Raw genomic sequence first — 22,796 nt, forward strand, 5'->3', positions numbered from 1 at the left:
CGCCCTTCTGTGGCTGGACCGCTCGTGGGTACCGTTGGCCCGTGGAGCTCGACTGGCTTGGCCGGCTGGACGACTGGGTGGACTGGTTGGATGCCTGGGACTACGAGATCGCCCGCGAGATCCTGCAGCGCGGCGTCGCCCTGCTCGCCGTGGTGGCGTTCTGGTCGACGCTGAACCAGTTCCGGCCGTTGCTCGGCGAGCGCGGCCTGCTGCCGGTTCCCGAGCTCCTGCGCGCCGTGCGGCGGCTGCGCGGGCCGAGCGTGTTCCGGTGGGGATACACCGATCGCGGGCTCGTCGGGGTCGCGACGGCCGGACTCGTGCTCGGGGCATCCGTCGTCGTCGGCCTGCCGCAGCTCGGCCCGCCCTGGGTGCCCATGCTGGTGTTCCTGGGGATGTGGATCCTGTACCTGTCCATCGTCGTGGTCGGGCAGACGTTCTACGGGTTCGGCTGGGAGATGCTGCTCTGCGAGGCGCTGTTCGTCGTCGCGTTCCTCGGATCGGCGGACCAGCCGCCGCCCCTGGTGATCCTCGTCGCGGTGTGGTGGCTGGTGTTCCGGCTCGAGTTCGGCGCCGGCATGATCAAGATCCGCGGCGGCCGTGAGTGGCGGGATCTGACCGCGCTCATGTACCACCACGAGACGCAGCCGATGCCCGGTCCGCTCAGCCGCCAGGCGCATCTGCTGCCGCCGTGGTTCCACCGGCTCGAGGTCGTCGGCAACCACATCGCGCAGCTCGGCGTGCCGTTCCTGCTCTTCATACCCGGGCCGGTCGGGTCCGCCGCGGCGGGTGTGATCATCGCCACGCAGCTCTGGCTCATCCTCACCGGGAACTTCGCCTGGCTGAACTGGATCACGGTGGTGCTCGCGGCCGGCGCGATCACGGACTCGGCATGGCACTGGCTGATTCCGGCGATCCCCACCGAGCTCCGGGCGGACGCGTCATCGATCCCGCTCTGGTGGGCCGTCGTCGTGCTCGCGGTCGCGGCGCTGCTGCTCGTGCTGAGCCGGCAGCCGCTGCTGAACCTGCTCAACCGGCGTCAGCTCATGAACGCGAGCTTCAACCGGTTCATGCTCGTGAACGCGTACGGCGCATTCGGCACGGTTACGAAGCGACGGGTCGAATATGTCATCGAGGGAACGCTCGACGCGGACCCCGACGGCCCGGCGACCGAGTGGCGCGAGTACGAGTTCGCAGGCAAACCCGGCGACGTCCGCCGCATTCCGCGCCAGTGGGCGCCGTACCACCTCAGGCTCGACTGGCTCATGTGGTTCCTGCCGCTGGGCCGCATGTGGGAGCCCTGGTTCGAGCGCCTGCTGGTGCGCCTCCTCGAAGCGGATGCCCCGACGCTGCGGCTGCTCGCGACCGATCCGTTCGCGGGCGAGCCGCCGCGTTGGGTGCGCGTGCGCGCGTACCACTACCGGTTCGCGACGCACGGCGAGTACCGGGCCCAGCGGGTGCGGTGGGTGCGCACGCTCGAGGGCGAGGTCGTGCGGCCTGCGTCGCTGCGCTGAGCGGCACCGGCGGGGCCGGATCGCCTCGCGAGGCGGACAGTGTGAGGCTTTCGGGCCGTGAACGCAAGCCCGCGTGCCGGCGGACGCCCTTCAATAGGCTGTCAAGCACGCATGGGCCACCCTTGCGGGCCGCCGGGGGGCACCCGGAGATCCAGGAGGCACCGTGTCACACATCGCGACGGAGGGGCAGCAGCCCGAGCCCCCACCCTATCGATCCGGGACCGGCCCGCAGCATCTCCGTTCCGAGCCGCGGCATTCGGGCCCGCAGCACCTCGCCGGGGAGCGGGCATCGGGCGATCTCAGGCGCATGCCCCTGGGCGCCGTACCCGCCAGTCGGATCAGCGGCATGCCCACCGGGAGTGGCAGCGAGCCGTACGCCACGCCCGTGACCGGGCTGCCGGCACCGACCCCTGCGTTCGTCGGCCGGTACGCCGTGCGCGAGCTCATCGGCTCGGGCGGCATGGCCGACGTCTACCTCGCCACCGACACCCAGCTCGGGCGCGACGTCGCCGTGAAGGTGTTCCGCGCCGAACACGACACGCCTGCCGACCGCCTGCGCCGAGAGCGCGAGATCCAACTGCTCGGCGAGCTCAACCACCTCGGCCTCGTCGCCATCTACGACGCGGGATTCCTGCCGCCCGAACAGGCGAGCCGGCGGTTCATCGTGATGGAGCTCGTGCGCGGGCGCGCCATGTCGCACCGGCTCGGCGCCGGCGCAATGCCCGAGCGGCAGGTCGCCGACATCGGCGCGCAGGTGGCCGATGCGCTCGCCTATGTGCACGGCCGTCAGGTGGTGCACCGCGACATCAAGCCCGAGAACATCCTGCTGAGCGACGACCCTGCCTACGGCTACTCGCTCACCGTCAAGCTCGCCGACTTCGGCGTGGCCCAGTTCATGGACGGCACCCGGCTCACGGGCGACGGTTCGATCATGGGCACCGCGGCTTACATCGCGCCCGAGCAGGCGCGCGGTGCCGAGGCCGAGCCGGCCAGCGACGTGTACGCGCTCGGCCTGGTCCTGCTCGAGGCGCTGCGCGGGGAGCGCGAGTACACGGGGACGCCCATCGAGGCCGCGCTCGCCAGGCTGCACCGCGCACCGACGATCCCCGATGAGCTGTCCGACGAGTGGCGGGAGCTGCTCGAGGCGATGACCTCGGACGAGCCGTCGGCACGTCCGACGGCGCACGATGTGGCCGCGACGCTGCGCGACCTCATCCGGTCGCGGATCACCGAGGGCCGGGGCAAGCGCTCGCGCGGAGAACGTGCCGCGCGCCGCAGGTCCGCGCGCGAGGCATCCGGCCGTCGCGGCGGGTCGTTCTGGACCTTCCGCGGACGACGGGACTAGCTTCGACCCATGTGGACTCGTGCCAAGCGGCGACGCCGCACTGACTCGCCGGAGCGCGCAGCCGCCGAACTGACCGCCGCCGTCGATGCGCGCGCGCCCGAGGTGAAGATCCGCGCGTTCCGTATCGGCTTCGTGGGCGCGATCGGTGTGCTCTTCGCCCTGCTGCTCGGCGGGATCGTCGGCCAGCTCGGCACCGTGATCCTCTACGTGGCGCTCGCGCTGTTCCTCGCGCTCGGCCTCGACCCGCTGGTCAGCTGGCTGCAGAAGCGCATGCCGCGCTGGCTCGCGATCCTGCTCGTCGTGATCGCGGTCGTCGGCCTCTTCGTGGGCCTGATCGCGACCATCGTGCCGATCGTGATCGAGCAGACGCGGATCATCGTCGAAGACTGGCCGACGATCGTGGACAATGTCGAGCACTCCGACTTCGTGGTCTGGCTCAACGGCATCATCGGTGGCGACGCGATCGCGCAGGGCGTGACCGCGATCGGCGACTGGCTCGGCGACCCGAACAACTTCGGCTCGCTGACCGGCGGCATCCTCGCGGTGGGGGCGGGCATCGCCGGCGGGTTCACGGGCGCCACGATCGTGCTGATCCTCACGCTGTACTTCCTCGCATCGCTGCACTCGATGAAGCGCTACGCGACCCGGTTCGTGCCGCAGAGCTCGCGCGGCAAGTTCAGCGAGGTGTCCGAGGAGATCACGGGCTCGGTCGGGCGGTACGTCATCGGTCAGGGCTCGCTCGGGCTCATCAACGGCGTGCTCAGCTTCATCTACCTGTCGATCATCGGCGCGCCCGCGCCGATCCTGCTCGCCTTCGTCGCGTTCCTCTGCTCGCTCGTGCCGCTCATCGGTACGCTCACGGGCGCGATCATCATCTCGCTCGTCTCGTTCGCGGCGTCGCCCGAGACCGCGCTCGCCGCGGCGATCTACTACCTCATCTACATGCAGATCGAGGCGTACGTGCTGAGCCCGCGCATCATGAACCGCGCCGTCGCGGTGCCCGGCGCGCTCGTGGTCATCGCGGCCGTCGCGGGCGGCACGCTCGGCGGCGTGCTCGGTGCGCTCGTCGCGATCCCGGTCGCCGCGTCGCTGATCACCATCGTCGAGAAGGTCGTGTTCCCGAGGCAGGACTCGATCTAGCGCGGATGGGATCCGGCCAGGACCCGTTCGAAGAGAGCCGGCTGCGGGACTCGAACCCGCAACCACCGCTTTACAAGAGCGGTGCGCTACCAATTGCGCCAAGCCGGCGGAGTGTCGCGACCAGTCTAGCGGCGTCGGTGGCCGGGTGATGGGAGCCGACGGATGGGGCGCTCCGCACGCCGGGCCGACGCGTGCCGCCCGGCCGCACCGACGCGCGTATGCTGTTCGAGGCTCGGCGCGGATCCCGTCTCCCGACGGGCACCGAGTCTCGAACGGGGTGCGATGCGAAAGCCGGAGAGCGCGACGGCGACCGGGGCGGACGCAGCGGCGAACGCGACGTCGGATTCAGCAGCAGACGCAGCGGCGGGCGCGACGTCGGGCGCGACGCCGGGCGCGGGACGCACGGAACATCGCCATGCCGACCGCCTGCACCTGCCCGTGTGGCTCGCCGTCGCGATCGCGGTGCTGTGCGGCGCCGGAACCGCCGTGCAATCGCGCATCAACGGCGAGCTCGCACGCGAGCTCGGAGACCCGTACACGACCGCGGCGATCTCGTTCGGCTCGGGCCTCGTCATCCTGCTCATCACGCTCGCGGTGTGGCGGCCGGGTCGTGTGGGCTTCGGCAAGCTCAGGGTTCAGTTGCGTGAGCGCAGAATTCTGTGGTGGATGCTCTTCGGCGGGCTCGCGGGCGCCTACTTCGTCACGACACAGGGCCTCTCTGCGGGCGTGCTGGGCGTCGCGGTGTTCACGGTCGCGATCGTGGCCGGACAGACGATCGGCGGGCTCGTGTTCGACCTCATCGGGCTCGGCCCCGGCGGCAGACGCCCGGTCACCGCGACCCGCCTCACCGGCGCGCTGCTCGCACTCGCGGCGATCGGGTGGGCGGTGTCGGGCCAGCTCGCGCACGAGGTGCCGCTGCTGCTCATGCTGCTGCCCTTCGCCGCGGGTGTCGGCGCCGCGTGGCAGCAAGCGGTCAACGGCCGGGTGCGCGCCGCCGCCGACAGCGCGCTCACCTCGACCGCGTTGAACTTCATCGTCGGTACGACGGCGCTCGTGATCGTGATGTTCGTGCACGCGGGCATCGAGGGCTTCCCGGCCGAGTTCCCCACCGAGCCCTGGCTCTACCTCGGCGGCCTCATGGGCTGCCTGTTCATCGCCGGTCAGGCGATCGTCGTGCGCATCATCGGTGTCCTGGTGCTCGCGCTCGCGGGCGTCGCCGGTCAGCTCACCGCGGCGCTCGCGCTCGACCTGCTGGCGCCGACGCACGGCCGGGTCGTCGACGCCGCGACCATCGGCGGCACCGCGCTCGCGCTCATCGCGGTCGGCGTCGCGAGCATCTCGCGGCGCAGGCACCGCCACCGCGCAGCTTCGGTCGGGGAAGGTGGATCGCCCGGCGCATCCACGCAGCCCGACGCATCCGCGCAGCTCGAGACGCCGGCGCGTCCCGGCTCCTGACCGCGTTCAGTCGAGCGTGGTGAGACGGTCCGCGACGGCGCGCTCGCGCGGCGGCTTCGCCTCGGGCGGGCGGCCGCCGACGTACAGCCAGCCGAGCAGGCGCTCATTCGGGGCCAGGCCGTGCATGGCGGCGACCGCCGGACGCCTCGTGTGCGGGCCTGTGCGCCACATGACGCCCCACCCCGCGTCGTCCAGGAGCAGACTCAGCAGGTGCGCGACGCCCGCGGCGACCGCCTCCTGCTCCCACTCGGGCACCTTCGGGTGCGGTGCGACCGTCGCGACGATCGCGAGCAGCAGCGGGGCGCGCAGCGGCTTGGCGGCGAGCTTCTCCGCGTGCTCGCCCTCGAGACCGGATGCCTCGGCGAGCGCCCGGCCGAGACGCGCCCGCGCATCGCCGCGCAGCGCGATCACGCGCCACGGCGTGAGCGACGCGTGATCGGCGACGCGGCCGGCGGCGTCGAGCAGCTCGCGCAGTTCGGCGTCGGCCGGCGAGGCATCCGTCACCTTGGGCGATGAGCGCCTCGCGAGCGCCGCCTCGCGGAGCGACGCCACCGATCAGGCCTGCGCGTCGGACGTGGCCGGCTCGGCCGGCGAGTCGTCGGTGGCGGGCGCGCTCTGATCCGCGGCGGCGAAGTTCAGGGCGATGGAGTTCATGCAGTACCGGTCGCCCGTGGGGGTGCCGAAGCCGTCGGGGAAGACATGGCCCAGGTGCGAGCCGCAGCTCGCGCACCGCACCTCGGTGCGGACCATGCCGAGCGACGTGTCCTCGATGAGCTCGACCGCCTCGGGGCGGACCGACTCGTAGAAGCTCGGCCAGCCGCAGCCCGAGTCGAACTTCGTGCCGCTCTTGAACAGCTCGGCGTTGCAGGCCGCGCACGTGTAGATGCCCGCGCGTTCCTCATCGAGGAGCTCGCCGGTCCACGGGCGCTCGGTCGCGGCTTCGCGGAGCACGGAGTACTGTTCGGCGCCGAGCTCGGCACGCCACTGGTCGTCGCTCTTCTGGACGCGGTATTCCATGGTTCTCCTTCCGATCCGACCGGGAGGGCCGGAGCTCGCGGGCGCCGTTCAGCCTAATCCCCGCACGAGGTGCAACGCCGGTGTGTGTCATCCTGTTCCGCGCCCGGCGCGCGCGGATGCGGATGCCGGGTGGAACCGGACGCGGGCACGCGGACGCGGGCACGCCGCGCGGCTCGGCGGGTTCCCAGGCCGGCACTGCCTAGGATGTGGGCAAGCGCGGCACCGGGCCGGGCACGACGGGAGGCGAGTATGACGGGTGCGCCCGCCCCCAGGCGTCCCGGCGTAGCCGGCGTCGACCGCGGTGCCGGCACGGGCGCCGTCCAGGGCGACCCCGGTGACGCAGACGGTGAGGCAGTGCTCGACGACCGGGCCCGTCGGATCCTCGCCTTCGAGACCCGCTCGTTCGGTCACCCCGGTGCGAAGGCCGAGGCCGTCCGTGCCGAGTTCGGACTGTCCGCCGCGCGGTACTACCGGCTGCTCGCCGAGCTCATCGACGCCCCGGCGGCACTGCGATACGACCCCATGCTCGTGAAGCGCCTGCAGCGCATGCGTGACGCGCGCGCCGTCGCCCGAGACCGCCGTACCCTCAGCCTCGGCCGGGCGCTCGACTGAGCTCCGGCCCCGACCCACGACTGGACCCCATGGCGCAGAAGTTCCCCCGCGACCGGTTCGACCGCATTCCCGACGGCATCGAGCGGATCGGCGCGCATCGCGCGCCGCGTCGCCGCGGCCAGGGCTGGATCGCGTTTGCCTGGGCCGCGCTCGCGACCGTCGTGCTGGCGACCGCGGGCATCATCGGGATCATGGTGTTCAACGACCGCCTCAACTTCGGTGACGAGCCGCAGCCGGCGGCGACCGAGGCGCCGGTCGAGACCGCACCGCCGACCGTCGCTCCTGACCTGCCGGTGACCGTGCTCAACGGCACGCAGACGAGCGGGCTCGCGGCGCGTGCCGCCGAAGCGCTCACCGCGGCAGGGGTGCCGGTGGGTACGACCGCGAACGCGAGTGAGAACGACCTCACCGTCACCTACGTCTATTACGCCACGGCCGACCTCGAGGGCGCCGCGCGGGGCGTGGCGCAGGCGCTGCCCGAGGCGGAGGTCCGGCTCGACGCGAAGTTCGGCGAGATCGGCACGCCGTTGGTGGTCGTGCTCGGATCCGACTACGCCGCGGCGACCGGAGGCTGACACCGGCCACGGTCTCGGCCCCCGCGGTTCCGGAAGGCGCTGTCCGAATCGTTGTCATTCTGCGACCTTTCGTAACGAAACGAGTCTTGTGCGCACACATCTCTCCCACCAATGTGGAGATTGGCTGTCCGAACCCGTGTAGTACGCCTCGCATCACCCGGTGCACGTCAGCACGTGGACGGCCCGGTACCTGCCTCGGGCACGTGCTGACGACACACGGCAATTGGGAGCAACGCATGGCGAACGGGACCGTGAAGTGGTTCAACGCTGAAAAGGGATACGGGTTCATCACCGTCGATGACGGCGGCCAGGACGTGTTCGTCCATTACTCCGCCATCGACATGGCGGGCTACAAGGTGCTCGAGGAGGGCCAGCAGGTCGTCTTCGAGGTCGGCACCGGTTCGAAGGGCCCGCAGGCCGAGGCGGTTCGCCCCGCCTGATCCCCGGCTTACGACACGCGCCGCCCGCCTCGACGGGCGGCGCGTTCGTACCCGCGGCGCCGCGGACCGCGTGGAGTCGCCGCGGGTCGCAGCGCCTCGCGACGCGCCGCAGCGCGTCGCCGCGGGCGGCGGCATCACGATCGTTACGATGGCGGAATGTCTGAGGATCCCGCGCGGAGTCGGAGGCCACTCGCACGCGCGGTCGTGAGCGCGGCGCTGCTCCTCGCGCTGGCCGGATGCGCGGCGGGCGAACCCGAGGCGACGGAGCCGCCGGTCATCACCCGCGCCGCTCCCGCGGCCATGGGGGTGGCGTCGTCGATCGTGTTCGCGCCGCTCCGCGGGACCCTCGCGGATGCGGCAGCACTCGCACACCCCGCGCTCGCCGTGAAGGTCGACAACCACGTCGAGGCCAGGCCGCACATCGCGCTCAACCGGGCCGACATCGTCTTCGAGGAGCTCGTCGAGGGCGGCATCACAAGGTATGCGGCCGTCTGGCATTCGGATGTCCCGGACGAGCTCGGCCCGGTTCGGTCCATCCGACCGATGGACCCCGACATCATCGCGCCGTTCGGCGGCCTCGTCGCGTACTCGGGCGGCCAGGAGCAGTTCGTGGCCATGATGCAGGACACGCCCGTCGTGAACCTCGTCTTCGACTACGACGACACCGGCCTGTTCTGGCGCGCCGACGACCGGCCGGGACCGCACGACGTCATCCTCGCCGCCGGAGAGGCGGTGCGCCGCCACGCCGACCTCCCGGCGCCGGCCGTGCAGTTCGCCTACGGCACCCAGGATCCACTCGCCCACGTGCCCGGCGCGACGCCGACGAGCCGGATCGACGCGGTGTTCTCGGATGCCAGATATCCGAGTTGGGAGTGGGACGCGGCGAGCTCGACCTGGCTCCGCTCGCAGGAGGGGGCTCCCGACGTCGAAGCGTCCGGCGACCGGGTGCGCGCCACGAACGTGGTGACCATGCGCGTCGACATCGACTGGAGTCTCGGGGAGGTGCCGCGCACCGTCCTCGTCGGCGAGGGCGAGGTCTGGGTCTCCGCAGCCGGGCGAACCGCGCACGGCCGGTGGGCGAAGCCCGCTCGCGAGTCGCCGATCGCACTCACCGCCGACGATGGCGCGCCGCTCCGGCTCGCGCCGGGAACCACCTGGGTCGAGCTCGTCCCGCTCGACGGATCGGTCACCTTCACCCCCTGAGCGGTACGCCCCCGGCAGGTCCTTCGATCGGTGGCCCGCGCCGACGTCGAGCAGCGTCCCCGCGAGGCGTCCGCTCGCTTGCACTCTCGATTCGAGAGTGCCAGAATCGGTGTTAGCACTCGCACGATTCGAGTGCTAACCACCATTCTTCGGACGTCCGGGAAGGGACGAGAGAAACACATGGCAAAGATCATCGCTTTCGACGAGGAGGCCCGTCGCGGTCTCGAGCGTGGACTCAACACGCTCGCCGACGCGGTCAAGGTGACCCTCGGCCCGCGCGGCCGCAACGTCGTGCTCGAGAAGAAGTGGGGCGCCCCCACCATCACGAACGACGGCGTTTCGATCGCCAAGGAGATCGAGCTCGACGACCCGTACGAGAAGATCGGTGCCGAGCTCGTCAAGGAGGTCGCCAAGAAGACCGACGACGTCGCGGGTGACGGCACCACCACGTCCGTCGTGCTCGCTCAGGCGCTTGTGCGCGAGGGCCTCCGCAACGTCGCCGCCGGCGCCGACCCGATCAGCCTCAAGAAGGGCATCGAGAAGGCCGTCGAGGCCGTCTCGGCGCAGCTGCTCGAGAGCGCCAAGGAGATCGAGACCAAGGCCGAGATCGCGGCCACCGCGTCCATCTCGGCCGCCGACCCGCAGATCGGCGAGATCATCGCCGAGGCGATCGACAAGGTCGGCAAGGAAGGCGTCGTCACGGTCGAGGAGTCGAACACGTTCGGCACCGAGCTCGAGCTGACCGAGGGCATGCGCTTCGACAAGGGCTACCTGTCGGCGTACTTCGTGACCGACCCCGAGCGCCAGGAGGTCGTGTTCGAGGACGCGTACATTCTCATCGCGAACTCGAAGGTCTCGAACATCAAGGACCTGCTCCCCATCGTCGACAAGGTGATCCAGACGGGCAAGCAGCTCGTCATCATCGCCGAAGACGTCGACGGCGAGGCGCTCGCGACCCTGATCGTCAACAAGGTCCGCGGCATCTTCAAGTCGGTGGCCGTCAAGGCCCCGGGCTTCGGCGACCGCCGCAAGGCTCAGCTCCAGGACATCGCGATCCTCACGGGCGGCCAGGTCATTTCGGAAGAGCTCGGCCTCAAGCTCGAGAACGTCACGCTCGACCTGCTCGGCCAGGCACGCAAGGTCGTCATCACCAAGGACGAGACGACCATCGTCGAGGGTGCGGGCGACAGCGAGCAGATCGCCGGCCGTGTCGCGCAGATCCGCCAGGAGATCGAGAACACCGACTCCGACTACGACCGCGAGAAGCTGCAGGAGCGCCTCGCCAAGCTCGCCGGCGGCGTCGCCGTCATCAAGGCGGGTGCGGCCACCGAGGTCGAGCTCAAGGAGCGCAAGCACCGCATCGAAGACGCCGTGCGCAACGCGAAGGCCGCCGTCGAGGAGGGCATCGTCGCCGGTGGTGGCGTCGCCCTCATCCAGGCCGGTGCCGCGGTGCTCGGCTCGCTCGAGCTGAGCGGTGACGAGGCGACCGGTGCGAACATCGTCCGCGTCGCCATCGAGGCCCCGCTCAAGCAGATCGCGCTGAACGCCGGTCTCGAGCCGGGCGTGGTCGCGAACAAGGTGGCCGAGCTGCCCGCGGGTCACGGCCTCAACGCCGCGACCGGCGAGTACGGCGACCTGCTCGCGCAGGGCATCATCGACCCCGCCAAGGTGACGCGTTCGGCGCTGCAGAACGCTGCGTCGATCGCCGGCCTCTTCCTCACGACCGAGGCCGTCGTCGCCGACAAGCCCGAGAAGACCCCGGCTCCGGTCGGCGACCCCACGGGTGGCATGGACTTCTGAGTCCACACGCGTCGCACTGCGCCGCACACGAACACGAACGAAGGGCGTCCCCGCGAGGGGGCGCCCTTCGGCGTGTCGCCGGGCTCCGCAGCGAGCGAGTGGCGTGCTCGGCCACGGGTGCGGCCCGGCGGCGACGCGGCGGTCCGGCGGGCGGCGGTCCGGCGGGCGGCGGTAGATCGCGCGCCCGCGTGATGCGATCGTTGCGAGCCGTGCGTCGGGCTGGCTGCCGGCGGCGCGTATTCTGACCGCATGACGCGCTCACGCCCCCGCGCAACCACCCTCACCGTGAGTGCGATTGCGATTGCGGTCGCGTTCGGCGTCACGCTCACAGGATGCACGCCGACCGATGCGCCTCCCTCGGCCAGCCCGGCGGTGCCGTCGGCGTCGCCCACACCGGAGCCCGTGCTGGATCCGGGCCCGGTGCCCCGCATCGACGCCGACTGTGAACAGCTCGTCGCACTGCCGGCACTCCAGTCCTTCGTCGGCGATGCGGGAGCGCCGCTCGTGATGCTGCATGAGCCGGAACGACTGACGCCGGATGAGGCCGCAGTGCTCCAGCTCGGCGGACTCGTCTGCGACTGGGCCAGTCACACCGACCCGGTCTCGTCCGTGCCATCGGAGGGTGCGCAGCGGGTCCGGCTTCGGGTGATGCCGGAAGGGCTCGAGCACGCCGCGGAGTACGTGGCGACCTATCAGATCGCCGATCCGACGTATGGCGAGCACGTGCAAGGTCCTCGGTGCATCGCGCCGGACGCAGGCCGGTCGAGCGGCTATTGCGAACTGATCGGCGCGATCGGGCCGACCTGGGTGGAGCTGCAGGTCTCTGGTATCGCTGCGGCCTCGGGATCGACTGATGCGTCGCTCCGCGACGCGTTTCGAGCGAGCATCGCGGACCGTCTCGTCGCCGAGTTGCAGGCGATGACGGCCCCACGTCCGCGATGGTCGCCCACCGCGGTCGGCCGGGCGGACTCGTGCGAGAACGCGCTGTCGACAGAGCAGGTCGCGGCACTCACGGGCTTTCCGGACGTATGGTTCGGAGTGTCGTGGGACGGCCCGCGTCTCGGGCAGTACAGCTACGCGACGGACGAGACCGGCGCCAAACGGTGTTCTATCCATCCGATCGCTCAGGCAGATGCGACCTTCGGCGCCGTGTTTCTGCTGCCGGGCGGCAGCTGGGCGTTCGATCGGTACCGCGACACCTGGCTCGCATCGGGCGGGATGCCTCAGCCGGTGACCGGCTTGACGCCGGACGAAGCGGTACTGCGATGCGCTGACGAGGCCGCCGAGTGCCGCCTCGACCTCAGCCTCGAGGGCGACTGGGTGGCCATCGTCTTCCCGCCCGTCCCCGACGAGTCCGTGTCAGACGAGTCCGTGTCGTCGGTGTCGGAGCTCGACCTCGCCGCCGCGCGAGCCTCGATCGTGCCGCTCGCGGAGGCGCTGGTCGCGAATCTCGGAGCGCCTGCGTAGCGCACCAGCTCACGCTCGCCCGGTCGCTAGTGGGCGAAGAGCCGAGCATTGGCGTGCTCGACCTCGAGATACTGCGCCGCCGAGACGCTGAGCGCCTGGTTCAGACTCTCGAGTGACTGTTCGACCTGGAGCTGGGTCGCCCGCCACTGCGCAGCGGCCGTTTGGAATGCGGTCGAGGCCTGGCCCGACCACGACGATTGCAGCCCGGTGAGCTGGGCCATGAGACCGCCGACGTCGGCGCGGATACGCTCCATCGTGGCGCGGGCGCCCTGCGTGGCGGACTGCAGCTGCTCGCTGTCGACCTGATAGCTCGTCATCACGGATCCTTTCGATTGGTGCCTCGACCGTAGGCCGCGACGCGGCCCTGCGCGGCGGCTCACCGCCGGATCTGGAAAGGTGTGACCGACCAGCACCTGTGCAGGACCCGTCGCGTCGCACCGCGCCACCGCTTCTCTCCGAGGCCGCGAGAGCGCGACAACGGCTGCGAGCCAGGCCGAGCCGGCACTCGCCGGCGGTCGCCGACGCCGATCAGGCCGGCTCAGGCCTCGGTGACGCGTTGCGGTGCGGCCGCCGACCCGGCAAGGGGAAGCGACACGCGGAAGGTCGCGCCGCCCCCGGGCGTCTCGACGACGTCGACCGAGCCGTTGTGCGCGGCGACGATCGAGGAGACGATCGCCAGCCCGAGGCCGGAACCGCCCGTCTCGCGCGTGCGCGACGTGTCCGCGCGCCAGAAACGTTGGAAGATCTTCTCGCGGATCTGCGGGGGGATGCCCTCGCCATGGTCGACGACCTCGATCCGCGCCCGCTCGGCCTCGTCGTCGACCGACACCCGGATCTCGATCGGGCTGTCGACCGCGGTGAACCGCACGGCGTTGCCCATGAGGTTGGTGATGATCTGCCGGATCTTGTTCTCTTCGGCGAGCACGATCGCGCGGCGCACCGGTTTGGGCGCCGTGATCGGTCCCGTCTCCGTCTCGGGCCCGCGCGCCGAATCCGCGGACGCCGCGACGCCGGCCGCGGTCGCGGAGCCTGCGGCGGGCCCCGCCGCCGCGGTCTCATCGGCGACCTTCTGCGCCCGCACGCGGCGGCCGCGCAGCCGGGCCAGCGTCGCGCCGGCGAACGACGATTTCGGCACGGCGCTGCGAGCGCCCTTCGCCGGGCCCGGCTCGAGCTCGACCTGAAGGATCGGCGCCGTGCCCGTGGCATCCGCCGCGCGCTCCTCGGGCGCGATGACCGTGACGACCCGGCCCGGGTTCGCCGCCATCGTGTCGAGTGCGGCATCGCGGGCGAGCGGGACGAGGTCGACCTCGGCGAGCACGAGCGGCTTCGCTTCGTCGAGGCGGGCGAGCGCCAGCAGATCCTCGACCAGGCCGCCCATGCGGATGGCCTCTTTCTCGATGCGATCCATCGCCTGCCCGACCTCTTCGGGGCTCTGCAGCGCGCCCATGCGGTACAGCTCGGCGTACCCGCGCACGGACACGAGCGGCGTGCGCAGCTCGTGCGACGCATCGCCGACGAAGCGGCGCATCTGCTCGATGGTGCGCGCCCGGTCGCGGAACGCGCGGTCGATGCGGTTCAGCATCGTGTTGAGCGAACGGTTCAGGCGGCCGACCTCGGTGTTCGGCGTCGCGCCGCCGAGGCGCTGGCTGAAGTCGCCGTCGGCGATGGCGGCGGCGGTTCGCTCGACCTCGCGCAACGGTGCGAACGTCGTCGTGACCAGCATGCGGGTGAGCAGCGCCCCGACGACGATCACGCCGAACCCGAAGCCGAGGAAGATCGTGAGGTAGGCGGCGAGCAGCTGCTCGGTGTCCTTGGTCGAGATGGCGACGAGGATCGGCACGAACGTACCGTGCACGTCGGCGGTCTCCAGCACCGCGATGCCGCGGTACGTCTTCTGGCCGTGCGTGTCCTCGAGCTCGAGGATCGCGTAATGGCCGTCATTGATCGCGGCGACGTAGGTCGGTGGCAGCGTCGACGGGATCTTCGGCAGCTCGTCCTTGGACCGATCCTCCCAGTTGTTCCGCTGGTACTCGCCGTCGGCGTCGTACTGCGCGACGAACACCTCGGTCTGTTCCGAGAAGTCGAGCCGGTCCAGGTTCATGGCACCGCGGCTGGGCGAGTCGAAGTACTGGCTGACCCCGCTCGCCGCGATCGACTGCAGCTTGTCCTTCATCTGCTGGTCGACGTAGCCGCGCAGCATGGCGGCGGTGCCGATGCCCGACACCAGCAGCCCGAGCGTGAGCATGAGCACCGTGACCCCGGTGATCTTGGTGCGCAGGGAGACCCGGCTCCACCGCTCGAAGACTGTCTGATGCATGGCGCGGCGAGTCTACGGAGCGAGCCTGGGGCGCCGCTGTGCCAGACACCCCATGCGTTCAGGCCTTGGACGACTTCAGCATGTACCCGAAGCCGCGCTTGGTCTGGATGAGCGGCTCGGCTGAGTGCTGGTCGAGCTTCCGGCGCAGGTACGAGATGTAGCTCTCGACGATGCCGGCGTCGCCGTTGAAGTCGTACTCCCACACGTGGTCGAGGATCTGCGCCTTCGACAGCACCCGGTTCGGGTTCAGCATCAGGTAGCGCAGCAGCTTGAACTCGGTGGGGGAGAGCTCGACGGGGATGTCGCCGACGAGCACCTCGTGCGTGTCCTGGTCCATCGTCAGCTCGCCGGTGCGGATCACGGCATCCTCTTCGGCGTGCATCGTCCGGCGCAGGATCGCCTTGATGCGGGCGACGATCTCGTCGAGGCTGAACGGCTTGGTCACGTAGTCGTCGCCGCCGACGGTGAGGCCGGTGATCTTGTCCTCGGTGTCGTCTTTCGCGGTGAGGAAGAGGATCGGCGCGGTGTACCCGGCCGAGCGCAGGCGCTTGGTGACGCTGAACCCGTTCATGTCGGGCAGCATGACGTCGAGGATGATGAGGTCGGGCTCCTCCTCGAGCACGGCCGAGATCGTCTGCGCGCCGTTGCCGACCGCGCGGACGGCGAAGCCGGCGAATCGCAGGCTCGTCGTGAGCAGGTCGCGGATGTTGGGTTCGTCGTCGACGATGAGAATGCGAGGTCCGTCGCTCATGTTGCCATTCTCCTGCGGGTGAGCTGAATCTTTCCTGAACGTTCTTCGAGTGCGGTCCATGCGGCGCGCCGCGAGGTGGGCGTTGCGGATGCCTCGTGCAAGACTCGGCACATGCGCGCACACGATCCGACGGGCCGGAACGGCGTGCGCATCGGTCCACGCGAGTTCGACTTCGCCCGGCAGATCGCCGTGATGGCGATCGTCAATCGCACGCCCGACTCGTTCTACGATCAGGGCCGCACCGACGCGCTCGACCTTGCGGTCGCGGCCGCCGAGGAGGCGATCGTCGAGGGCGCCGACTGGATCGACATCGGCGGTGCGAAGTTCGCGCCGGGGCCGGCCGTGCCGGTCCAGGACGAGATCGACCGGGTCGTGCCGGTCGTCGAAGCGCTCAGGGGTGCCGGCGTCGTGCTCTCGGTCGACACCTTCCAGCCCGGGGTCGCCCGGGCCGCGCTCGCTGCGGGCGCGCACGTGATCAACGACACGACCGGCATCCACGACCCGGCGATGGCCGACGTCGTCGCCGAAGCCGGCGCGGCGATCGTCATCACGCACAGCAAAGCCGCGCCACGGACCGCCTATCCGTCGCCGACGTATGACGACGTGGTCGACGAGGTCGTCGCATTCCTCCGCGATCGGATCGCGCTCGCCGAGGCGAGGGGCGTGGCATCCGACCGCATCATCGTCGATCCGGGACACGACCTGAACAAGCACACCCTCGACTCGCTCGAGCTCACGCGTCGCCTCGACGAGGTCGTCGCCCTCGGACACCCCACGCTCGTGGCGCTCTCGAACAAGGACTTCGTGGGGGAGAGTCTGGGTCGCCGTGACCGGCACCAGCGCGTCGAAGGGTCGATCGCGGCCGCGGTGTACGCGGTCACGCGAGGTGCGCGCATCGTGCGCGTGCACAATGTCCGCGAGACGGTCGACGCCATGCGCATGATCGAGGCGATCGAGGGTTGGCGCGAGCCGGCGTACCTCGAGCACAACCGATGATGGAAGGGCGCAGCATGACCGTAATCCCGGACCGTGAGACGCTGCTCGACGCGTACGCACTCCCCGATCGGGGCACGCCCCGCGTGCGCATGAACTTCATCATGAGCCTGGACGGGGCCGTCACGGTCGATGGGACGAGCGGCGGGCTCGGCGATGCGAGCGACCGCGCCGCCATGCAGGCGATCCGCACGCTCGCCGACGTCATCGTCGTCGGCGCGGGCACGATTCGCGTCGAGGGGTACGGCGGCGTGCGAGTGAGCGAGACGGATGCCTCGTGGCGCGAGTCGCGCGGATGGCCGGCGCAGCCCCGACTGGCGATCGTGTCGAACCGGCTCGAGCTCGACCCGGGGCATCCGGTGTTCGCGGAGGCCGTGACGCGCCCGATCGTGGTGACCCATGCCGGCGCCCCTGAGCGGGAGCGCACCGCGCTCGCCGACGTCGCCGACGTGCTCGTCAGCGGCGAGACGGCCGTCGATGTCGACGCCATGCTCGACCGGCTCGCGCGCGAGGGCCTGCGGCAGGTGCTCTGTGAGGGCGGTCCGTCGCTCTTCGGCGCGCTGCTCGAGGCGGGGCTGGTCGACGAGCTCTGCCTGAGTCTCAGTCCGACGCTCGTCGGCGGCGACGCCGGTCGCATCGTGCGTGGCGCGAGTGAGGCGGCGCGCCGGATGCGGCTTGTGCACGCGATGCCCACAGGTGATCTCGTGCTGCTGCGCTATGCGCGCGCGAGCTGAACGCCCGACGTTGTGTACCCCCCCGGAACCCGATCGGTGCGGCGGCTTCCGCCGCGTCCGCAGCCGCCGGTTCCGAGGGCGGTGGGTCGTTGCCCACCCGCCCGTACGACCCCGATAGCGGCGGGAGCTTTCCGGACTGCGGCACTATGCCTATCCCGGAGTACGGGCCGTGGTGCTGATGCGGTGAGACGTCAGGCGGCGGCGGCGAGCGTGTGGGCGTCGAGGATCGTGTACGAGTAGCCCTGCTCGGCGAGGAAGCGCTGCCGGTTCTGCGCGAAGTCCTGGTCGACGGTGTCGCGGGCGACGAGGGTGTAGAAGTTCGCCGACAGGCCCGACTCCTTCGGGCGGAGCAGCCGCCCCAGGCGCTGCGCCTCCTCCTGGCGTGAGCCGAACGAACCAGAGACCTGGATCGCGACCGTCGCCTCCGGCAGGTCGACCGAGAAGTTCGCGACCTTCGACACCACGAGCACGGGCGTCGTGCCGTCGCGGAACTCCTGATACAGCCGCTCGCGCTCGTCGACCGGGGTCGACCCGGTGAGCTGCGGTGCACCGAGGGCCTCGGCCAGCTCGTCGATCTGGTCGAGGTACTGGCCGATGACGAGGATGCGCTCGCCGGCGTGGCGGGCCACGAGTTGGCGCACGACGTCGAGCTTCGCGGGCGCCGTCGCAGCAAGGCGGTAGCGCTCGTCGTCGGCCGCAGCCGCGTACTGGAGCCGCTCGCCCTGCGGCAGGTCGACCCGGACCTCGAAGCATGCGGCGGGCGAGATGAAGCCCTGGGCTTCGATCTCCTTCCAGGGCGCGTCGAAGCGCTTCGGGCCGATCAGGCTGAACACGTCGCCTTCGCGCCCGTCTTCGCGCACGAGCGTCGCGGTGAGGCCGAGGCGACGGCGTGCTTGCAGCTCCGCGGTGAGCTTGAACACCGGAGCCGGAAGCAGATGCACCTCGTCGTAGACGATGAGGCCCCAGTCGAGCGCGTCGAGGAGGGACAGATGGGCGTACTCGCCCTTCCGCTTCGCGGTGAGGATCTGGTACGTCGCGATCGTGACGGGCTTGACCTCTTTGACCTGCCCCGAGTACTCGCCGATCTCTTCGGCGGTGAGGCTCGTGCGGCGCAGCAGCTCGTCGCGCCACTGCCGTGCCGAGACGGTGTTGGTCACGAGGATGAGCGTCGTGGTCTTCGCGGTCGCCATTGCGCCGGCGCCGACGAGCGTCTTGCCGGCGCCGCAGGGCAGCACGACGACGCCCGAGCCGCCCTCGAAGAAGTTGTCGACGGCCTGCTGCTGGTAGCCGCGTAGGTGCCAGCCGTTCTGCTGCAGTCCGATGTCGTGCGGTGTGCCTGGCGTGTAGCCCGCGAGGTCTTCGGCCGGCCAGCCCAGTTTCACGAGTTCCTGCTTCAAGGCACCCCGAGCCCAGGGGGCGACGAGGAAGCTCGCGTCGTCGATGCGTTCGGTCAGGAGCGGCGCGATGCGCTTGCCGTTGGCGACCTCGGTGAGCACAGGGGCATCGGAGCTGCGCAACCGCAGGGCGCCGTCGTCGGTGCGGTCGATGACGAGTCGCCCGTAGCGGGCGACCGTCTCGCGCATGTCGACCGAGACGGTCTGCGGCACTGGAAACTTCGCGTACCGCTCGAGCGTGCCCAGCATGTCCTCAGCGGTGTGGCCGGCCGCGCGCGCATTCCATAGCCCGAGGCGAGTGATGCGGTAGGTGTGCACATGCTCGGGGGCGCGTTCGAGTTCGGCGAACACGGCGAGGTCGTGGCGTGCATCCTCAGCGAGCGGGTTCGCGACCTCGAGCAGCACGGTGCGGTCGCTCTGGACGATCAGGGGGCCGTCTGACATAGCGCGCAAGTCTACGCCGTCTCGCCGGGAATGAGGTTGTGATGCGGGGACGGCCCGCCCGAGCGGCGCATCCGGCCCGAACCGGGACCGCCCTACTCCGCGGGCGCCGGCCCGACCGCGGCGATCGCCGACAGCGGCAGGGTGCGCTCGATGTCGGCCTTGCGGTCGCGTGCACGGAGTCGACCGTTTGCGACGCTCGCGGGCGCAAGCAGGTAGTCGGCGGTCTGCCCGCCGGGCATGTGCACGGTCACGGTCAGCGTCTCTTTCGCGCGCGCCGCCGCCTCGAGCTGACGGGCGAGCCAGGCCTGCTCGGTCGCCGGCCCGTCGCCATGTTCGAGGACGCGATCGAGCAGTTCGTCGACCGGGTCGGACTTCTCGACGGGCGCGGGAGTCGCCGCGAGGTGATGGCGTTGCAGTCGAACGATGCGGCCGTCGGCGTCTTCGGCGGCGACCGGATAGCGTGCATCCGACAGGGCCCAGAAGACCACATCGGGCGCGAACCGCGACAGCAGACGGTGCTCGCCCACCCGACGCAGCGCCACCGGGGTGAGCGCTTGGTCGACTTCGAGCGTGGTGATCAGCTGGGCGTCGTCGCTGCGGATCGAGGCTCTGGCCGGAGCATCCGTCTCGGAAGCGGCCGTGACCCGCACGCTGCCGAACCGGCGCGCCGCCTCGTGTACGAGATAGTCGAGCGGCTGCGGCACGCCCGTCAGCGAGATCGACTCGAGGAAGGCGAGGAGCGACTCCGCCGACTCGCCCGCGGCGAGGGCGCGGTTGACGGATGCCGCGCTCACGCGATAGGTCGCGGCGAGGTCGCGGGCCTCCAGATCGGCGAAGCCACGAAGTCGGGCATCGATCGCGGGGGCGAGCGGGCCGGGGGCGACCACGGTGAGGTCGTGCTGCAGGTACACGCGTTCCACCTGCGGCGGGAAGCGGGCCGCGAGCTGCGCGGCCGCTCCGTCGAGCTCACCCGCGACCACCAGCCGGGCCGCGTCGACGGGTTCGCCACCGACAGCCAGCCCGAGGGCCTCCGCGTCGTCCGCGAGCCGCTCGAGCCCCTCGTCGAGCCAGCGGCCACCCGCCGGGTAGAGCCAGCGCACGTCGTCGCGGAACGCGGTCGCCGACAGGGTGTCGCTGCGGCGGGCCACGAGTTCGCGGAGCGTCGGCGGGATGCGGTCGAGCCAGCATTCGGCGAGACGCCGCCAGCGCCCGGCCGCGGACTCCATGACCCAGCTGCCGCCGCGGTCGGATTCGAGCCAGTAGGCGCCGTCGCGTGCGACGAGCCCGGCCTCGACGGCGCGCTGGAACACGCGCGGGAGCCGCTCCAGCTCGACCCCGGTCGCCTCGGCGAGTCGTTTCGCATCGGGCAACGAGAGCCCGCCTTTGGCGAGCTCTCGTGCGGGCTGAAGGCCGAGCGCCGAGATGAGCTCGGCGGTGGCCGCGACGGTCGAGTAGGCCGCCTCGGCGCCGAGCCGGTCGAGGAGGCGCCGGTCGACGGGGTCGACGGGTTCGAGGACGCGCGGGGCGGGGGCGGCGAGGTCCGCGGGGTCGGGCAGGTCGGCGCCGAGCCGCGGGATCAGCCGGCCCGCGATGGGCGCGGGCACGTGCCGGCGGTGCTCGCCGGCGACGATCAGCAGTCGCCCCTCGAGATCGGCGACGAGCTCGTCGAGCGTCCGCCTGATCGAGTCGTCGGCGTCGAGTCGCTCGAGCTCGGCGAGGAGCGCGGCGTCCTCGAAGCCGCCGTCGGCGGAGGCGATGGTGGCCGCGGCCGCGAGTACGGCGAGGTGCGGCCGGTCGAGACGGCTGATCGCGGTGTCGAGGCTGTCGGCCGCGAGCAGCGCTTCGGCGAGATCGAACAGGTCACGGCTGCCGTTCGCATCGAACTCGCGCCCACGGAGCGCGACCGCGAGCTCATCTCGCGACATTGCGCGGAGCCGTGCGGCGAGCTCAAGCATGGGCGGCCGTCAGTCCGAGCCCTGCCGGGCGGCGCGAGAACGTCGCACGCCGTTGACGATGAGCAACGCCACCAGGAGGATGAAGCCGACGGGAAGCCCGATCAGCGGGAACACGAGCACGAAGGGCCAGATGCCCTGGTCGGCCCACTCGGCCTGGCCCTGGTTGGCGAACGACCCGATCATTACGGCGAAGAACGCGATGATGGAGGCCCCGACGGTGCCCGCCACCATGTAGGCGAGGACGCGCTCGGCTCGGTGGTCGATCACGGGGCGCTGGCTGGTCACCGTCCAAGCTTAGGACTCGCTCCGCCCGCTCGCGACTCTAGACTGGGAGATGGAAGGCCCGCCGCGAATCCGGCGCGGCTGCACGATACGAGCGAGGTTTCAGCGATGCCCACCGGCAGGGTCAAGTTCTACGACGAGGAAAAGGGCTTCGGCTTCATCAGCAGCGATGACGGCCAGGAGGTCTTCCTCCACGCGTCCGCGCTGCCCGCGGGGGCCACCGTCCGTGCCGGAACCAAGCTGGAGTTCGGCATCGCCGACGGCAAGCGCGGTGCGCAGGCGCTGTCGGTGCGGGTCATCGACGCACCTCCGAGCATGGTGAAGATGCATCGCAAGCCCGCCGATGACATGGCGGTCATCGTCGAGGATCTCGTGAAGGTGCTCGACGCGGTCGGCGCCGACCTGCGACGTGGCCGCTACCCCGACAAGAGCAAGGCCCGCACGGTCGCGGCCGTGCTCCGTCGAGTCGCGGACGACCTGGATGCCTGACGAGCGGCCCGCCGTCGATGGCGGGCGGGAATCGGCTGAGCCGGCGCAGGCTGAGCACGCGTCGCCGGTCGAGCAGGTCGAGCCGGACTCGGTGACGGATGCCTCGCGCGAGTCAGGTGTCGTGACGGATGCCTCGGGCGAGTCGGGTGTCGTGACGGATGCGCAGCCCGAGGTCGAGGCCGTCGCCGACGAGGTGCTGCTCGGCTCCACATCGCTCGCCCAGCGCGCGCTGCTTGAGATGACCGCGCCCGAGACGGTCGGCTCGGTCATCGGGCATGTCGTCGAGGGCGAGCACGTGCTCACCCTGCTCTTCGCGGCCGACGTGCCCGGCTACCGCGGCTGGCACTGGGCGGTCACCATCGCCCGTGTCGAGGGGGCTGAACCGACGGTGCTCGAGACCGAGCTCATGCCGGGCGACGGTGCCCTCCTCGCGCCCGAGTGGCTGCCCTGGTCTGACCGGCTGGCGGAATACCGGGCCGCGCAGGCGGCCGCGGCCGCCGAGGCGGCGGTGAATGGTGCGGATGCCTCGGGCGAGTCCGGCGACGACGAGACGGATGCCCCGGACGGCGAGCTCGACGACGACGAGTTCGACGACAACGTGGACGAACTCGACGACGACGTCGAGGTCGATGACGACGAACTCGGCGATGACCTCGACGACGACGAACTCGGCGATGACGATGACCTCGACGACGACGACGACGACGACGATGACGACGACGACGATGATGACGACGACGACTCGGACGAGGACCAGGACGATGACGACGAGTTCGACGACGACATCGACGTAGAAGGTTCGGACGAGGACGGCGACACGGGCGGCGACCAGGGCGCTGGCGAGCGCGCCGACGAGGCGCGATAGCGGTCTC

22 protein-coding genes and 1 tRNA gene are annotated in these 22,796 nt (G+C 70.8%); 14 read left to right on the forward strand and 9 right to left on the reverse strand.

Annotation, left to right across the window (positions count from 1 at the left end; all coding sequences use genetic code 11):
• Positions 1–41: 41 nt before the first annotated feature.
• The 3 genes from QU602_RS04705 (at position 42) to QU602_RS04715 (ending at position 3,996) form a co-directional block, all read left to right on the forward strand.
• On the forward strand, positions 42–1,511 hold the full coding sequence (locus QU602_RS04705) for a lipase maturation factor family protein (RefSeq protein WP_308799055.1): 1,470 nt from the start codon (positions 42–44) through the stop codon (positions 1,509–1,511).
• Positions 1,512–1,857: 346 nt separating this feature from the next.
• A complete protein-coding gene (locus tag QU602_RS04710; protein WP_308799057.1) occupies positions 1,858–2,856 on the forward strand; it encodes a serine/threonine-protein kinase in 999 nt (332 codons plus the stop codon).
• 9 nt (positions 2,857–2,865) lie between these two features.
• A complete protein-coding gene (locus QU602_RS04715) occupies positions 2,866–3,996 on the forward strand; it encodes an AI-2E family transporter (RefSeq protein WP_308799059.1) in 1,131 nt (376 codons plus the stop codon).
• A gap of 35 nt (positions 3,997–4,031) precedes the next feature.
• Here the strand turns inward: QU602_RS04715 and QU602_RS04720 are convergent.
• Positions 4,032–4,104, reverse strand: a tRNA-Thr gene (locus QU602_RS04720).
• A 174-nt stretch (positions 4,105–4,278) separates the two neighbouring features.
• Between QU602_RS04720 and QU602_RS04725 the strand changes: the two genes are divergently transcribed.
• Positions 4,279–5,451, forward strand: a complete 1,173-nt coding sequence (locus QU602_RS04725; RefSeq protein ID WP_308799061.1) for a DMT family transporter — start codon at positions 4,279–4,281, stop codon at positions 5,449–5,451.
• Between the two features lie 6 nt (positions 5,452–5,457).
• Here the strand turns inward: QU602_RS04725 and QU602_RS04730 are convergent, their stop codons facing one another.
• Together QU602_RS04730 and msrB are read right to left on the reverse strand one after the other, a co-directional pair.
• Positions 5,458–6,003 (reverse strand): nitroreductase family protein, encoded by a 546-nt coding sequence (locus tag QU602_RS04730; RefSeq protein ID WP_308799062.1) that lies wholly within the window; start codon positions 6,001–6,003, stop codon positions 5,458–5,460.
• Between the two features lie 3 nt (positions 6,004–6,006).
• On the reverse strand, positions 6,007–6,468 hold the full coding sequence (gene msrB / locus QU602_RS04735) for a peptide-methionine (R)-S-oxide reductase MsrB (protein ID WP_308799063.1): 462 nt from the start codon (positions 6,466–6,468) through the stop codon (positions 6,007–6,009).
• 249 nt (positions 6,469–6,717) lie between these two features.
• Here msrB and QU602_RS04740 point away from each other — a divergent pair, with 249 nt between their 5' ends.
• The 6 genes from QU602_RS04740 to QU602_RS04765 all read left to right on the forward strand — a co-directional run bounded on the left by QU602_RS04740 (position 6,718) and on the right by QU602_RS04765 (position 12,565).
• Entirely contained in the window at positions 6,718–7,080 is a 363-nt protein-coding gene (locus QU602_RS04740; protein WP_308799064.1) for a DUF3263 domain-containing protein, read from the forward strand.
• Between the two features lie 29 nt (positions 7,081–7,109).
• Positions 7,110–7,655, forward strand: coding sequence for a LytR C-terminal domain-containing protein (locus tag QU602_RS04745; protein WP_308799065.1), 546 nt, complete (start codon positions 7,110–7,112; stop codon positions 7,653–7,655).
• Positions 7,656–7,891: 236 nt separating this feature from the next.
• Positions 7,892–8,095 carry a cold-shock protein gene (locus QU602_RS04750; protein WP_244853075.1) on the forward strand — a complete coding sequence of 68 codons (204 nt, stop codon included), beginning with the start codon at positions 7,892–7,894 and terminating at the stop codon, positions 8,093–8,095.
• Between the two features lie 156 nt (positions 8,096–8,251).
• The gene (locus QU602_RS04755) at positions 8,252–9,298 is read left to right on the forward strand and encodes a DUF3048 domain-containing protein (RefSeq protein WP_308799066.1); all 1,047 of its coding nucleotides are present in this window, start codon (positions 8,252–8,254) and stop codon (positions 9,296–9,298) included.
• 180 nt (positions 9,299–9,478) lie between these two features.
• On the forward strand, positions 9,479–11,098 hold the full coding sequence (groL, locus tag QU602_RS04760) for a chaperonin GroEL (RefSeq protein ID WP_308799067.1): 1,620 nt from the start codon (positions 9,479–9,481) through the stop codon (positions 11,096–11,098).
• A 249-nt stretch (positions 11,099–11,347) separates the two neighbouring features.
• Positions 11,348–12,565 carry a hypothetical protein gene (locus QU602_RS04765; RefSeq protein ID WP_308799068.1) on the forward strand — a complete coding sequence of 406 codons (1,218 nt, stop codon included), beginning with the start codon at positions 11,348–11,350 and terminating at the stop codon, positions 12,563–12,565.
• Positions 12,566–12,591: 26 nt separating this feature from the next.
• Here the strand turns inward: QU602_RS04765 and QU602_RS04770 are convergent, their stop codons facing one another.
• The 3 genes from QU602_RS04770 to QU602_RS04780 form a co-directional block, all read right to left on the reverse strand.
• Positions 12,592–12,882: a WXG100 family type VII secretion target gene (locus QU602_RS04770; RefSeq protein ID WP_308799069.1), complete on the reverse strand. Its 291-nt coding sequence runs from the start codon at positions 12,880–12,882 to the stop codon at positions 12,592–12,594.
• A 221-nt stretch (positions 12,883–13,103) separates the two neighbouring features.
• A complete protein-coding gene (locus QU602_RS04775) occupies positions 13,104–14,882 on the reverse strand; it encodes a sensor histidine kinase (RefSeq protein ID WP_308799070.1) in 1,779 nt (592 codons plus the stop codon).
• A gap of 58 nt (positions 14,883–14,940) precedes the next feature.
• Entirely contained in the window at positions 14,941–15,633 is a 693-nt protein-coding gene (locus QU602_RS04780) for a response regulator transcription factor (RefSeq protein WP_308799071.1), read from the reverse strand.
• A gap of 111 nt (positions 15,634–15,744) precedes the next feature.
• Here QU602_RS04780 and folP point away from each other — a divergent pair, with 111 nt between their 5' ends.
• Together folP and QU602_RS04790 are read left to right on the forward strand one after the other, a co-directional pair.
• A complete protein-coding gene (gene folP, locus QU602_RS04785) occupies positions 15,745–16,629 on the forward strand; it encodes a dihydropteroate synthase (protein ID WP_308799072.1) in 885 nt (294 codons plus the stop codon).
• A gap of 14 nt (positions 16,630–16,643) precedes the next feature.
• On the forward strand, positions 16,644–17,360 hold the full coding sequence (locus QU602_RS04790; protein ID WP_308799073.1) for a pyrimidine reductase family protein: 717 nt from the start codon (positions 16,644–16,646) through the stop codon (positions 17,358–17,360).
• A 191-nt stretch (positions 17,361–17,551) separates the two neighbouring features.
• Here the strand turns inward: QU602_RS04790 and QU602_RS04795 are convergent, their stop codons facing one another.
• The 3 genes from QU602_RS04795 to QU602_RS04805 form a co-directional block, all read right to left on the reverse strand.
• The gene (locus QU602_RS04795) at positions 17,552–19,198 is read right to left on the reverse strand and encodes a DNA repair helicase XPB (RefSeq protein WP_308799074.1); all 1,647 of its coding nucleotides are present in this window, start codon (positions 19,196–19,198) and stop codon (positions 17,552–17,554) included.
• Between the two features lie 92 nt (positions 19,199–19,290).
• Complete coding sequence (locus QU602_RS04800) at positions 19,291–21,123, reverse strand: helicase-associated domain-containing protein (RefSeq protein WP_308799076.1); 1,833 nt, start codon at positions 21,121–21,123, stop codon at positions 19,291–19,293.
• A 39-nt stretch (positions 21,124–21,162) separates the two neighbouring features.
• On the reverse strand, positions 21,163–21,438 hold the full coding sequence (locus tag QU602_RS04805; RefSeq protein ID WP_308799077.1) for a hypothetical protein: 276 nt from the start codon (positions 21,436–21,438) through the stop codon (positions 21,163–21,165).
• A 105-nt stretch (positions 21,439–21,543) separates the two neighbouring features.
• Here QU602_RS04805 and QU602_RS04810 point away from each other — a divergent pair, with 105 nt between their 5' ends.
• Together QU602_RS04810 and QU602_RS04815 are read left to right on the forward strand one after the other, a co-directional pair.
• The gene (locus QU602_RS04810) at positions 21,544–21,924 is read left to right on the forward strand and encodes a cold-shock protein (RefSeq protein ID WP_308799078.1); all 381 of its coding nucleotides are present in this window, start codon (positions 21,544–21,546) and stop codon (positions 21,922–21,924) included.
• Positions 21,917–22,789: a DUF3027 domain-containing protein gene (locus tag QU602_RS04815; RefSeq protein WP_308799080.1), complete on the forward strand. Its 873-nt coding sequence runs from the start codon at positions 21,917–21,919 to the stop codon at positions 22,787–22,789. The genes QU602_RS04810 and QU602_RS04815 overlap by 8 nt, the downstream gene beginning before the upstream one ends.
• The last annotated feature ends 7 nt before the right edge of the window (positions 22,790–22,796 follow it).

Source organism: Agromyces protaetiae (genome assembly GCF_030866785.1).
Taxonomy (GTDB): Bacteria; Actinomycetota; Actinomycetes; order Actinomycetales; family Microbacteriaceae; genus Agromyces; species Agromyces silvae.